This is a genomic window from Actinophytocola xanthii, from assembly GCF_001921205.1.
GTDB lineage: Bacteria > Actinomycetota > Actinomycetes > Mycobacteriales > Pseudonocardiaceae > Actinophytocola > Actinophytocola xanthii.
Window position 1 is genome coordinate 1 of record NZ_MSIE01000021.1, and the last position, 12123, is coordinate 12123.

The window sequence follows — 12123 nt, forward strand, 5'->3', positions numbered from 1 at the left end:
CACCCTCGCCGCATACTGCGAACGAATTAACGACTCACGACACTAAGCATCAGGAACCCGCCGAACTGACCTGGGTGACCAGGCGCGTCAGCTGGTACGACGCGTACCGGAGCGCTGTCGTGGTTGGCGAGGAGCATCCGTAGTTGGGCCGCGAGCACGCGCGGGCTGCCCACGACTGTGCGGAGCGCGGTTTCGCCAATGTAGGCGGTGTACGGCGTGTCGGCGACCGCGCGTTGCCGTTCTCGGCGCGCGCTGATCCTGGAGCCGATGTCGTTCGAAGCGATGCCGATGGTCTCCATGCAGGCAGCCGCGTAGTCCATGGTCTGCAGCAAGCCGGGGATGACGAGCGGTGCCCAGTCGGTGATTTCGATGGCCCGCGACTCGTAGTCGGCGAGAGCGGCGGACTCCTTCGTCATGCCCAGATGGCGCTCCCACCATCCCGGTTCATCGACCGCTTGGACCTCGTCGAGGATCCGCTCACGTTGCTCACCCGTCACGCCGAGAATCGCGAGGAGGGTGGCCACGTCGGCGACGGTCGGCTTCTGCTTGCCAGTCTCAATCCGAGAGAGCCGCCCCACTTCCCATCCCGCGCGCTTCGCGAGCTGCCGGAGGGACAAGCCTTCCCCCTCGCGGATGACTCGCAGCTCCGCGCCTATACCGACAGCGCGTGCTCCGGGCGATCTCCTGGGCATTCGGGTGACTCCTGCCAGACATGGTTGCGGTGTTGGGCCAACAGTGCCAGTGTTGGCCCAACACAGAGGCCGGTACGCCCAACATGGTAGCGATTCGTCCCGTTGAACGGAGCCCGACATGCAGGCCATATGAGAGCCGCCGGCTGGTCCTTCTTCCTCCCCTTTGGCCAGCCGGCACCCGGGACCGGAGGAGCGGCGGCCTGTCGACCCGTGCCAGTCGACGCGCTCCCCCGGTCCCCCGGGTCGGGGAGGGGCTACTGCGCTCCTCTCCGACCCATCCCGGCCCCTGGCGGGCGCGGCTGAACTCTCCCGCCGCGCTCGCCAGGCACCAACCACAGGGCGGTGAACCCACACCATGACCGACAAGCCCTCTCTGACTGGTGAACTGATCAGCTTCACCCAGAGCAACCCTCTCGACCCAGACGTTCTCTATGCTGTAGGACTCATTCGACGCCTTGCTGATCTGTTCGTCGCGCACGGCGTTAACGGTCAGGTCACCGCGACTCAGTGCGCTGAATTCGTCGATGGACTTGAACAGTTGGCGAGTGCGATCCGGGTCATGCAGGGCACTCTCCAGCTCCGTGAAGCGCTACCACCCGGTACTCGCTAGCCGGCGCCATGCGCACGCTCATCCATACGTTTCACTGCGTGACGAGGGGTGTCGGGGTGGCCGTGATCTGGGTAGCCGGCATCGTCTGTCTCACCTGGACGACCTATGAGCTTGAGCCGCATTTCGGCAGGTACACCCCAGTGCTGTGGGTCGCAGCCTTCCCGCTCGGCTACGTCAGCGGATTGATCATGCTGGGACGGCGGACGCCTCCGGTGATGATCTATACGGTCTTTGTTGACGGTCGGATGGTGCATTACGGCACCGACCGTGCCGAGGCCGAGAACCTTGCTGATATCACCGGTGGTGCCGTGGAGCCGACGCCCGATTGGCGCTGGTACTCAACCGCCGCTCTGCGGCGTCAGCCCGGAGATCTACACCCCGCTGATCGAGACATTTCTAGCGAGTACCTACTGTGGCAACTAGCTCTCGACGAAGCAGAAGTGGAGGGTCGAGAGATGCCGCCGATCATGCTGACCGGTCCACCGTTCCTCGATGGGCAGCTGCGCACGGCCTCCCGTCAGACCGATCGACCTTGATGACGACTTACCCACGTCAGCAGCTCAGTGACGAGGACCGATGTGCCCTGTCACACCAGTCACTCTGTCACTCCCAGCGCTTGACCAGCGAAGACACCTGTGACTTAGACGTGACACCCGCCCCGGCTATGTACGTCTCACACCATCTCTCTGTCATTGGTGACACGTAGCGGTGTGTTGAGTGGATCGCAAAGGACGTCGATGGTAGCCGGGCGCTAGGACTTGCGGCGACGTCCGAGGCGCGACGCGCCGTCCGCAATATTTTTTTATTCACATCAGTGTCATACATGGGATATTTTGTCCACATTCTGCGGACGGGGTTGACCGGGTCTTTTATCGAGGTCATCCACAGTACCGACGTCTTGTCCTCACGATATCCACAGCAGAGGCTTTCGGATGGGGCGTCCTTCCCCTAGTTATCCACAGGGTGCGGTTGACGGGTGTTGCACAGCGCCCTTTGGTGAGTGAGACTTTGCTCATCGCTACGCGCAGTTGCCACGAGTGCCGCATATCCGAAGGTCGTGGGGTGCTCCCGCTGCGCGGCGCGGTGCGGTTGCGCCGGGAAAGCCGATCCCGGTTCACCCAACATCGACCCAATCGGCGAGGAGGTGAAGTTGGCAAACCGCCGCCAAAAAGTAGCTGCCAAACGCCGCCGAAGGCGGACTGGTGGTCCTGTCAAGAGCAGGTCGCGGGCTGGCCAGGACGGGACTAGTAGCCCCGCCCAGGCCAGCACCATCAACATAGTGATCCAGGTCATCGCTCTCGTGGTTCGAGTGCTGATCGACGTTCTAGGTCGCTAACACTGTCGCCGGGCAGGGCTGCCTCCCTGCTCGGCGACACCCGAAGCACGCAGCGAAGCGGGAGCCGTGATGTGCTGTTGCGAGATGCAACGCTATTACCGCCGTTGTAGCTCCGTCAATGCCCCCACCCCAACAGATGACAACATGCCGTCCCAAGGATCCGAGGGGGGTCACGGGCGGACCGATCTTGCCTGCCGCGTGACCGGTCACCGCTGTCACACCTGTCACACCTGTCACTCTTGACGCCGTGACCAGCACAACAGGAGTTACAGGCTTGTGACAGGTCGGCTCAGTCGAAGATCCCCACACACGCTCTGTGTCACGGGGTTACGAGAAAAGAGGCTGCACCAGAGAGAGGGCGGGTAGGCGAGGGAGAGGCGGCATGACTGCGAGCCAGCAAGCGGAGCGCTGCCCGCCCGTCGGCCGTGGCCAACCCTGCCGGGGGCCTGAGCGCGACACGCGAGCTTGCAGCCTGAACCCTCCGCGGGGTGCGGTCCGCGCCGGCGCCGACGCTAGAACCGCACGGAGGGCCTTCACCTCTACCTCTGGGCGGCCACCGTCAGGCATCCGCATGGCCCAACTGCTTCTCTTGGTACAGCCGGCGCGCTACGCCGTTATTCGGTGACGATCCCTACGACCATCGGGTTGTCCCACCTGTGCGCTTGCTCCCGTCCGGCAGACAGGTGACGAACCGCGACACACCGAACGCGGTGCTTCTGGACTACTCCGATCAGGGCACCAACCCCTCCGCACTATCGGGTGACGCTGACCTGGTGCACATACGCAGACCTGCCCCAAAGCCCAGCCTTCCGGGCTGTCTACGTGATCATCATCACCCGAATGGTCTAGTCCGCGCGCATTATGGTCAGTTCTTGTCCACACTGAGAGAAATCCATTCAGACCGTGAAACGTCGAGGTACGCGCGAGCGACCCCCTGAGGTCGCGGGTCAGACTGCGGTGAGGACGCCGGTCAGACATCGGATCCTTTGAACGGCTGAGGGGGAGACGCCCAGGGAACGTCTCCCCCTCAGTGCTCTCTTGCAGTTGTGCTACGGGACGCTGCGCGCCTCGCCGTCACGATCACGACGGCAGATCAAGCCGATGGCCGACAGACACACAGCGAGCTGCCCCAACACGACGGCGGCAACCAGCCCCGTCGGCGAGTCGGCTGGCATGGCGTGGATAGCCATGGTGGGCCCAACAGCTCCCGCGATCGTTGCAGTCATCGCCACGAGCGCCTTCACAAGGAGACCTGCTTGGTGGCCCGGTAACCGAAGTCCACCTTTCAGATCGGCCTTCTCGATGGTCAGCCACGCGTCGTGCGTGGGCATCCCGACGTCGTGAGAGTCCTGCTTCCGCCCACCAGCGGAGTCTTCCGCTGGTTCGAGGGTGGTGCCCATCGGCCACACCCTCCCTTCTCCCGAGCGACGTCCCCGCGACGCGAGGATCCTGCGTTACCCGGGTCCGTTCAGCAGGCCTGCCAACCCGAGCAGTCCTTCCCCCTGCTCAAGGACTGGGGGTCGACTTGCTCACCACCCCGGTGACTCATCGGTAATCCGAGGCAACGAGCTGTCGAAGGTTCGGCACACGCAGGCCTGCGTGCAGCCTCCTCATCTCTCATCCAGCCACTCCCTCTCTCTGAGATACCTGCCCGCCCCGTACGGGCAGGTTGCCGGGAAGCGTACCTGACCGGAGGCCAGCGCAAGCAGCGAAACACCACCGAAACGGTGCGTTTCTGGTGCGAAATCAGGCCGCTTGTGCGAAGATAGGTTCGCCTACCTGTCGACCCCGCAACGTGGAGGAGCGTGTGCCAGCAAGAGAGAACGACACCGTGGATCGTGTTACTGCTGTCGATCGACTCAACGTGGCACTGACCGCCCAGGCCAGCGAGGCGCTGAAGAAGCTGCTCAAGCGAACCGGCTTTAAGAAGGTCGACATCGCCAACAGGGCGCTGGTGCTCTATGAGTTCATCGAGGCTGAACTTCGCGCGGGTAACGCACTCGTGATCAGAGACCCCAATGGGGGCGAGCAAGGCGTCAAGATCCTCTAAAGAGGCCTAGACCTACGCGCGTAACACGAGGTCCCCACACATCGTCCGTGTCACTCTCGTTTGGGTGGAGACAGCTGTACCAGAGGGTGGGGGGGAGGACCGCGCCCTCAGAATGGCCGTAGAGCCGCGCACGAGCTTGGAGTGGAGTGATCGCACCCCGGCAAAGCCCACAGGCCCTATGAGCCCATATCCGCTGGTACAGCCGTTCTTCTGAGTGACGAACTGAGTGACAACCGCCCCGGAGGCTGGTGGACTGCCCCGGACGACTGCGGACGCTATACCGACTCTGACCAGGCGAGGAGCGGGGTCAAGGGCGGACCGATCTTGCCTGATAGAGAAGAAGTCAACGATTCAAACACTCGACGTAACGACTGCGTACAGACCGCGACAGCGGGGATATGACCTCTTCCTCTGGCCAACCCCTGCTGCGCGCCGACACCGGGGATGAGACGCCGCCCAGGTACCGTGTGTTGTCCGCCCGCGCGATCGTGATTTGGGCGGTACTGATCGTGCTGCTCGGGTTGGGGATGACCGTCTGGCTACTGCTGGCTTACACCGACGGAAACGCCAGCGCCAACCGAACACAACTCGAGGCCATCCGCACCGCCGGCACCATCGTCGTCGGCACCGGAGGCGCCGCCGCACTGCTGCTCGCCGCGCGACGCCAACGCAGCACAGAAATCGCGTTGAAACACGCGGAACAGGTAGCCGCCGCGACGGAGAAAGACGCCGCAGCGCGCCGGATCACCGACCTCTACACCAAAGCGGTCGAGCAGCTCGGCTCAGACAAAGCACCGGTTCGCCTCGGCGGCTTCTACGCACTCGAACGCGTAGCCCAAGACCACGCCGACCAGCGACAGACCATCGTCAACGTCATCTGCGCCTACCTTCGCATGCCCTACACCCCACCCCCCGAGCAACCATCCAAAGCCGACGCCGAGACAGTCCTGAAGGAGCACCACGAGACGGCCCAAGAACGACAGGTCCGACTCACCGCCCAACGCATCCTCACCGACCACCTCAAGCCCGGCCCCGACCCCCACCCCGCACCCACCTTCTGGAAGAACATCGACCTTGACCTCACCGGCGCTACCCTTATTGGCCTCAACCTCGACAACTGCGCCATCCGCAGCGCGGACTTCAGGTCGACCAACTTCACGGACAGGGTCCACTTCGATTCGGCAACCTTCACCGACAGCGTCAACTTCGCGTCGGCCACCTTCACCGGCCCCGCCTACTTCACGTCGACCACCTTCACCGTCCCCGTCAACTTCGCGTCGGCCACCTTCCTCGACACCGCCAACTTCAGGTCGACCACCTTCACCGGCCCCACCTTCACCGTCATCCCCAAATTCGGGAGACCCTCTTTTCCCAATGCCGCCACCTTCTGGTCAGCCACCTTCAACAGCGTCGCCTACTTCGATTCCGTCACCTTTACCGGCACCGCCTTTTTCATGTTGACCATCTTCAACAACGCCGCCTACTTCAGGTCGACCACCTTCAACGGCATCACCGACTTCGAGTCGGCCACCTTCACCGGCATCGTCAACTTCGCGTCGGCCACCTTCAAGGGCGCCGCTAACTTCGTGTCCGCGAGTTTTCCCCGGATCGCCGTGTTGCGGTCGACGACGTTCGTTGATCCGGTACCGGAGGAAGTACAGCGGTATCTCGCAGAAGCACGAGCGCCGCACGAAGATACGTCGACGGATGAGACGTGACCAGCGGGAATGCGCCGACAACACCCTGATGCCTCAGACTAGGAGAGGCGAATCAAGCCCATGTAGCCTCAGATGGGTCCAGCTTCGTGCTGTCTGCGTGCTGCAGAGGACGGTCCGCAAGGGTCAACAACGGGTACCCCCGTCCAAACCGAACCGCAGGTCAGGCCCCCTAGATAGGGGGATTAGGCTAGTTCCCAAGCTGAGAACGTGGGTTGGGTCCTATCGTCCCCTCTGCCATAAAAGCCCAGGTCAGGGGGAATCTGCTCGTTCGTTAGCGCCGTCCACATGTCGTGTCCCAGCTCTGTCTGCTGGGACCGCTTTGCCGACACTGAGTGCGTGTGGTCGGAGATTGAGCAGGGGTCTCAGTTCGGGTCTCAGTTCCGTACGGTTCGGCCTAGGTCCAGGTCGTTCGTCCAACGGCTGTAACCTGCCGGAACGACAGAGTGGGACCAGCCTGAACGGGTCGGAGCGGAATTGGAAATCGTGTTGGGTGTGATAGCCCTCGCGGGTTCAAATCCCGCATCCTCCGCACCCGAACAGGCGAAACGCTCGGCGTCCGTGATCATGGACGCCGGGCGTTCGTCGTTTCGGAGGATCCGACCCATGGAAGGGCGTGGATGGACGACGAGGTGATGGCCCGGGTGACCGCGGCCGTGCAGCGGGGGCAGGCCGGCGAGCGCGCGAGCGCCCGGCAGGAGCTCGAGGGCATGTGGGCCGAGGTCGAACGGGACGGGGGCGACGACTTCCACCGGTGCGTGATCGCCCACTTCCTGGCCGACCTGCAGGACAACCAGCACGACGAGCTGATGTGGGACGAGCGCGCCCTCGCCGCGGTCGACGGTGTGACCGACGAGCGTGCGCAGGAGTACGACCAGTCGTTGCAAGTTCGGGGGTTCATGCCCTCGCTGTACCTGAGCCTCGCCGACGACCACCGGCGGCTCGGTGACGCCGACCGCGCCCACGAGTTCCTCGACAAGGCACGAGCCACGGCCGACGCCCTCGGTGAGGACCCCTACGGCGAGCTGGTCAAGGGCATCCTGGAGAAGGTGAGCCAGGCACTGGCCGCCGGATCCACCGAGCCGCTGCCGAGCCCCTGATGACGCGCCCGGTGGACATGATCGAGCTGCCGCACCGGGGGTGGGGCCGCGCCTCGGTGCCGGTCGACCACGCGCCGCCGGGGGTGGCGACCGTGATGGAGATCCAGGGCAACTGGCTGAGCAGCTACTACGTCTACGGGCTGGTGGACACGCCGGACACCCTCGAACAGGGCCTGATGTTGTGCACGCAGAACCACAGCAGGCAGAGGCTCCGGGCTGTCGTTCCGCGGGAGTACACCCACGTGAAGATCAGCATGGGCACGGGGAAGATCGCCCTACTCACGCGGTGGCGGCTCGGCTTCCGTCCCGCCGACACCTGTCCCGAACTACTGACCGCGGCTCAGGGCCGGCATCCCGACGTCCTGCTGTACAACGGGCCCGCAACCGCGGCGACGTTCGAGGTTCTCGGCAGGGGCTACGCGCAGCTCCATCGGTTCGCCGTCGACGGGACCGGTAAGCAGGAGCTCAGGACGGTTGGTCTCGGGCCGTTCCGCGGCGGCGTCGAGCTGCCGCCCGGGCCGATCCTGGTAGAGGTGGACTGCCTCACCTCGTGGTCCCTGACCCTCAAGGGCTAGGACGCGTCGATGTGGAGGCGGTGGGCGTCGCAGGTCAGGCAGCGGAACAGGTAGCCGACCAGGTCACCGTCACGCGTGAGGTGGCTGCGGAGGAGGTCGGCGGGGTAGCCGTTGCCGCCTTCGATATCGGCGGTCAGGACCGGGTCGGGAAGCAGGGCGGGTAGGTCGTCGGCGCCGGCGAAGCCGAGGAACGCGCACGGCAGCCCGCAGTGGGAGAGCCAGCGCTCCTGTTGCCAGGAAGGGTAGGACGGGGTGCGGGTGGCCACCTCCCGGGCGGCATCGGCATCGACGGTCATCGGCTCGGGTGTGGCGCCCTCGATCTCGTCGGGGTCGTCGGGAACGCCTTCGATGTCGAGCCAGTCGATGAACGAGCCGTCGAAGCGCTCGGCCGCACTACCGTCGGCGATGCACCACGGGCACAGCTCCACATCGGACTTCTCGGTGTACATGCCGCCGTTGTAGCGCCACTCGCGGTCTCGCTCACAGCACGAGCAGCGGACTGGCTCGGCGACGATGATGCCCAGCTCGTAGGCGTTGGGGCTGAACCGGAACTGCGGCGGGGACTCCACATCGGACAGCATACGATCTTCGCGGCGGCCGGCCTCAGGTCGCCGACGTGGCGACCTGCGTCGGCGACCCGACGGTGACCTCGAACCCGCAGCATCCGCTGCGGATCACCGGCGCCCCGCCCCTGGTGATGATCGGCACGTCCACGACTACGCGACGGTCTACGAGTGGAGCCGCACCGCCGCCCGGCAGAGCCGCGCCCGCCTCGTCACCTACGAGGCTGGGCCCACACGGTGTACCACCGCGACGAGGGGAGCCAGTGCGTCAACGACGCCGTCGGCGCGTACTTGATCGAGCTGAGGCCGCCCCGCCGCGGCCTGACCTCGCCGGCGCGGTAGCGCTACTCCTCGTCGTCGGGCTTGGCGTGGTTGGCGACGCCCGGGGTGGGGTCCCGCTCGAGGTCGATCAGGGGGTGCCGCTCGGCGCCCTCGGGGGCGGAGTGGCGACCCTGCCGCGGCTCCTCCTCTGTGGGCGCCCCCTGCTTCTCCTGCTGGTCAGCCTGCATGACGTCCTCCTCGTATCCCACGTCAGCTGATCATGGGAGCAGTATTCCCCACGACCCCGACAGAAGCGGGACACCTCCCCTCCACCACCAGCGAGCCCGGGGAGCGGGGTCCGGTATCGTTCTCGGCGGTAGCGTGTCCGAGCGGCCGAAGGAGCGCGCCTCGAAAGCGCGTGACGGTTTACCCCGTCCGTGGGTTCAAATCCCACCGCTACCGCTCTGAGCAGGAGAAACGCCGGACGAGCCTTCGTAGGCTCGTCCGGCGTTTCTCATTCAGTCCCGGTTTCAGTCTCACTTCAGCCTTGGCCCGCCCCGCCTGGTTCAACTCGCGATGACGAAGGCGAGGAACAACAAGAGGCCGAGTACGAGCCCAACGGTCACCGCTCGGGCAACCGTCCAGCCCGCCTCCTGGCGGCCGGTGGACGCAGCCGAACCGGTTTGCCGAGGTGGACTTGCTACCTGCAGGTCGACGGTGATCATGACCGAGCGACCCTGGCTGGAGATCCGTGCCGAGCCACGTTGCCTACTGGCCTTCCGACCAGCCGTAGCGACCAGCCTGACCGAGCGTCCCACGATCGCACAGTCGAGCCACGGGACATCGCAGGTCACGGTTGCGGCGCGGGTGTCGAGCCCGAGTTCGGTCAGCGAGAGCACCCTTGACGTTGAGGTCTTGCCCGCTGGGACGTGGAGCTCGAGGTGTTGTGGTTCTGGTGCCGGTTGCTCGGCACGTCGAGCTGGCTCGGTGTCCTGCCTGCGCCCGCTCGCTGGGCGCGGAGCGGGTCGTCTGAGCGAAAGTCGTTCATAACCCGTCGCCCGGCCGCGACTCGTCCGCTGGTCTGCTCCGCCCGATCTCGACCGCCCACGAGAGGCAAGTCGTTGCTCGGCTTCCGCAATCGTGCGAAACGCCGCCAGCAGCCGCTCATGCGGGACAGCCTGGTCCGGATGGGCGATCTGGTTGCGGACTCGGCGGGCCATGTCCAGCTGGCGAAACGGTATGCCAGTCCGTGAAGCCAGTGTGTCCAACGTGTCGCTGCCGGGCTCCACACTGGCCACGAGATGATGCCAGCCGTCGAGGACCGCGGCGCGCAGCTCCACCTCAGAGCGACTCGAACCCTTGTCAGTCGTCATGGTTCCCGCCCGTCACGGTGAGGCGACCCGTTGCCGTTGCCGCATTATCGACCATGAACGGGAAGTCGTGCGGTCACTTTGGTCCTGCGCTGGTCAGGCGCGGGTGGCGCCGTGCTCGGCTAGGCGCTTGGCCTGGCCGCTGTGCACGTCGGACACCCACTCCCAGCCTGGCTTGGCCGATGGGCCCACGCGCGGGTCGTCGGGAACCTCACCTTCGCGCAGGGCGAGGACGTAGGCACGGTCCCGCTCGATCCGGGCGCGGGCCTCGCCGGCTTCGCCGACTGAGCCGTGGCCGGGGACGATGACGGCGGCGTCTGCCACGGCTTCCAGCAGGCTCAGCGCGGTGAGGTAGTCCTCGATCGGGTCGGTGGCGCTGGTCAGGTCGAGCATCGGAACCAGGACGTCGGAGAGCATGTCGCCTGCGACGAGGACGCCGCGGTCCTCGATGAACAGCGCCGCGTGGCCGGGGGCGTGCGCCTGGTGTTCGATGATCCGGATCTTGGGGCCGTTCCAGGGGAGCTGCGTCGTCCCGGGCGGTAGGGCGGTGATCAAGCCGTAGAGGTCCAGGGGGACTTTGTCGGCGATGCCGGTCGGTTCTAGGTGGGCGGTTATCTCGGCCTTGGTGTCGGGGTTGGACAGCTGGTCCTGGACGGTGGCGGCGCAGCGGGACGTGCCGTAGCGCGGGGGTGCGCCGAGTTGTGGATGCCAAAGCAGGTGGTCCCAGTCCGGGTGCGTCGAGAAGCCCGCGACGACGGTCTGGCCCAGGTCGGACAGGTCGTTCGCCAGGCAGGCCAGCTCGTGGTCCTGCACGCCGGGATCGACGAGCAGCACGCCGGCGTCGCCCTGCACGACGATGGTGTTGGTCTGCACGAACTCGCTCTCGTGGACCAGCACGCCCTCGGCGACCTGCCTCAGCATGGGCTCGGCCCCGTCGCGATGTCGTTCATTCGTTGTCTCCTGCCTTCTAGTTCGTCTTGATGGGTGTGGCTCAGGCCAGAGCCAGGGCAGCAACGGCGAGGGTGCAGATCGCGATGCCCGCTCGTTGTCCGAGGTCGATTCGCTCTCTGAGCACGCCGGCCGCGAGCAGGACGGTGACGGCCGGGTAGAGGGAGGCGAGGACTCCGGCGACGGCGAGGCTGGTCATTCCGGTGGCCACCATAAAAGCGAGGGTGCCCGAGGCGCCGAGCAGGCCCGACGCACTGCCCCACCCGATCACACCGCGGCAGGGACGCCACCGCTGCCCAAGGCTTGTGGCGGTGAGGATGGTCAGGATCGCGCCGACGAGTTGGTTCGCGGCGAGCGGCAGCAGACCGGCCTCCTCCGAGATCTGGGCGAGTGCGATGAACAGGGTCCCGAAACCCACGCCCGCGACGGCGCCGTCGACGAGTGCTCGCCGCGCACTCGCCGACCGGTCGGACGTGCTCTCCCTGGACACCAACCAGATCCCCGGAAGTGCGACGAGCACCCCGACCCAGACCAGCCAGCTGGGACGCTCACCGAGGGCCACACCCACCAGAACCGGCAGGACCGCGGCCCCCACACCCGAGACCGGCGCCACGAGCCCCATCCGGCCGCTGGCCAGCCCGCGGAGCAGGAAGATGCTGCCGGTCGCCGAGCCGGCTCCGGCCAGCAGCGCCCAGGCGAAGTCCGCGGCGGCGGGGCTGCCCGGCAGCGTCAGGCCGGCCACGAGCATGGCCAACGCCCCGGCGGCCTGCCCGACCAGAACGACCTGCCACGACGAGTACCGGCGCGAGCCGACGCCGCCGATGAAGTCCGACGCCCCGTACGCGAGAGCAGACGAGAGTGCCAGGAGGATTCCGAGGAACATGCCGTCCAGCCTGACGCCGA

The 12123-nt window shown here is 65.8% G+C and carries 12 protein-coding genes and 1 tRNA gene; 7 read left to right on the forward strand and 6 right to left on the reverse strand.

The features are described from left to right. Positions 1-26 precede the first annotated feature (26 nt). Positions 27-1049: a helix-turn-helix domain-containing protein gene (locus BU204_RS40050; RefSeq protein WP_332888577.1), complete on the reverse strand. Its 1023-nt coding sequence runs from the start codon at positions 1047-1049 to the stop codon at positions 27-29. On the opposite strand from BU204_RS40050, the gene BU204_RS40055 reads away from it, so the two are divergent. Both BU204_RS40055 and BU204_RS13055 read left to right on the forward strand, forming a co-directional pair. Beyond that, positions 1048-1302, forward strand: a complete 255-nt coding sequence (locus BU204_RS40055; RefSeq protein WP_158073455.1) for a hypothetical protein — start codon at positions 1048-1050, stop codon at positions 1300-1302. The two genes, BU204_RS40050 and BU204_RS40055, sit on opposite strands and share 2 nt — an antisense overlap. Positions 1303-1358: 56 nt before the next feature. Further along, positions 1359-1838 (forward strand): hypothetical protein, encoded by a 480-nt coding sequence (locus BU204_RS13055; protein WP_143229484.1) that lies wholly within the window; start codon positions 1359-1361, stop codon positions 1836-1838. 1849 nt (positions 1839-3687) lie between these two features. Here the strand turns inward: BU204_RS13055 and BU204_RS13060 are convergent. Then, the gene (locus BU204_RS13060) at positions 3688-4038 is read right to left on the reverse strand and encodes a hypothetical protein (RefSeq protein WP_075125917.1); all 351 of its coding nucleotides are present in this window, start codon (positions 4036-4038) and stop codon (positions 3688-3690) included. Between the two features lie 407 nt (positions 4039-4445). On the opposite strand from BU204_RS13060, the gene BU204_RS13065 reads away from it, so the two are divergent. From BU204_RS13065 to BU204_RS13080, 4 genes are all read left to right on the forward strand, one after another. Beyond that, entirely contained in the window at positions 4446-4688 is a 243-nt protein-coding gene (locus BU204_RS13065; protein WP_233160148.1) for a hypothetical protein, read from the forward strand. A 398-nt stretch (positions 4689-5086) separates the two neighbouring features. Further along, a complete protein-coding gene (locus BU204_RS13070) occupies positions 5087-6406 on the forward strand; it encodes a pentapeptide repeat-containing protein (RefSeq protein ID WP_075125919.1) in 1320 nt (439 codons plus the stop codon). A gap of 617 nt (positions 6407-7023) precedes the next feature. Beyond that, the gene (locus BU204_RS13075) at positions 7024-7503 is read left to right on the forward strand and encodes a hypothetical protein (RefSeq protein WP_075125920.1); all 480 of its coding nucleotides are present in this window, start codon (positions 7024-7026) and stop codon (positions 7501-7503) included. Beyond that, the gene (locus BU204_RS13080) at positions 7503-8078 is read left to right on the forward strand and encodes a hypothetical protein (RefSeq protein ID WP_075125921.1); all 576 of its coding nucleotides are present in this window, start codon (positions 7503-7505) and stop codon (positions 8076-8078) included. Before BU204_RS13075 ends, BU204_RS13080 begins: the two co-directional genes overlap by 1 nt. On the opposite strand, the gene BU204_RS13085 is transcribed toward BU204_RS13080, so the two are convergent. Beyond that, complete coding sequence (locus tag BU204_RS13085) at positions 8075-8647, reverse strand: CbrC family protein (RefSeq protein WP_198942860.1); 573 nt, start codon at positions 8645-8647, stop codon at positions 8075-8077. The genes BU204_RS13080 and BU204_RS13085 overlap by 4 nt on opposite strands. A gap of 338 nt (positions 8648-8985) precedes the next feature. After that, positions 8986-9171 carry a hypothetical protein gene (locus tag BU204_RS13090; RefSeq protein WP_075125923.1) on the reverse strand — a complete coding sequence of 62 codons (186 nt, stop codon included), beginning with the start codon at positions 9169-9171 and terminating at the stop codon, positions 8986-8988. A gap of 106 nt (positions 9172-9277) precedes the next feature. Here BU204_RS13090 and BU204_RS13095 point away from each other — a divergent pair. Next, a tRNA-Ser gene (locus BU204_RS13095) sits at positions 9278-9364 on the forward strand. Between the two features lie 1004 nt (positions 9365-10368). Here BU204_RS13095 and BU204_RS13105 read toward each other — a convergent pair. Next, entirely contained in the window at positions 10369-11193 is an 825-nt protein-coding gene (locus BU204_RS13105; protein ID WP_075125925.1) for an MBL fold metallo-hydrolase, read from the reverse strand. 70 nt (positions 11194-11263) lie between these two features. Next, positions 11264-12103 (reverse strand): DMT family transporter, encoded by an 840-nt coding sequence (locus BU204_RS13110; protein WP_075125926.1) that lies wholly within the window; start codon positions 12101-12103, stop codon positions 11264-11266. Positions 12104-12123: the final 20 nt, after the last annotated feature.

Coding starts and splice junctions, on each gene's coding strand:
- BU204_RS40055 (WP_158073455.1), top strand. CDS start 1,048: ATGACCGACAAGCCCTCTCTGACTGGTGAACTGATCAGCTTCACCCAG.
- BU204_RS40050 (WP_332888577.1), bottom strand. CDS start 1,049: ATGGTGTGGGTTCACCGCCCTGTGGTTGGTGCCTGGCGAGCGCGGCGG.
- BU204_RS13060 (WP_075125917.1), bottom strand. CDS start 4,038: ATGGGCACCACCCTCGAACCAGCGGAAGACTCCGCTGGTGGGCGGAAG.
- BU204_RS13070 (WP_075125919.1), top strand. CDS start 5,087: ATGACCTCTTCCTCTGGCCAACCCCTGCTGCGCGCCGACACCGGGGAT.
- BU204_RS13075 (WP_075125920.1), top strand. CDS start 7,024: ATGGACGACGAGGTGATGGCCCGGGTGACCGCGGCCGTGCAGCGGGGG.
- BU204_RS13080 (WP_075125921.1), top strand. CDS start 7,503: ATGACGCGCCCGGTGGACATGATCGAGCTGCCGCACCGGGGGTGGGGC.
- BU204_RS13105 (WP_075125925.1), bottom strand. CDS start 11,193: ATGCTGAGGCAGGTCGCCGAGGGCGTGCTGGTCCACGAGAGCGAGTTC.
- BU204_RS13110 (WP_075125926.1), bottom strand. CDS start 12,103: ATGTTCCTCGGAATCCTCCTGGCACTCTCGTCTGCTCTCGCGTACGGG.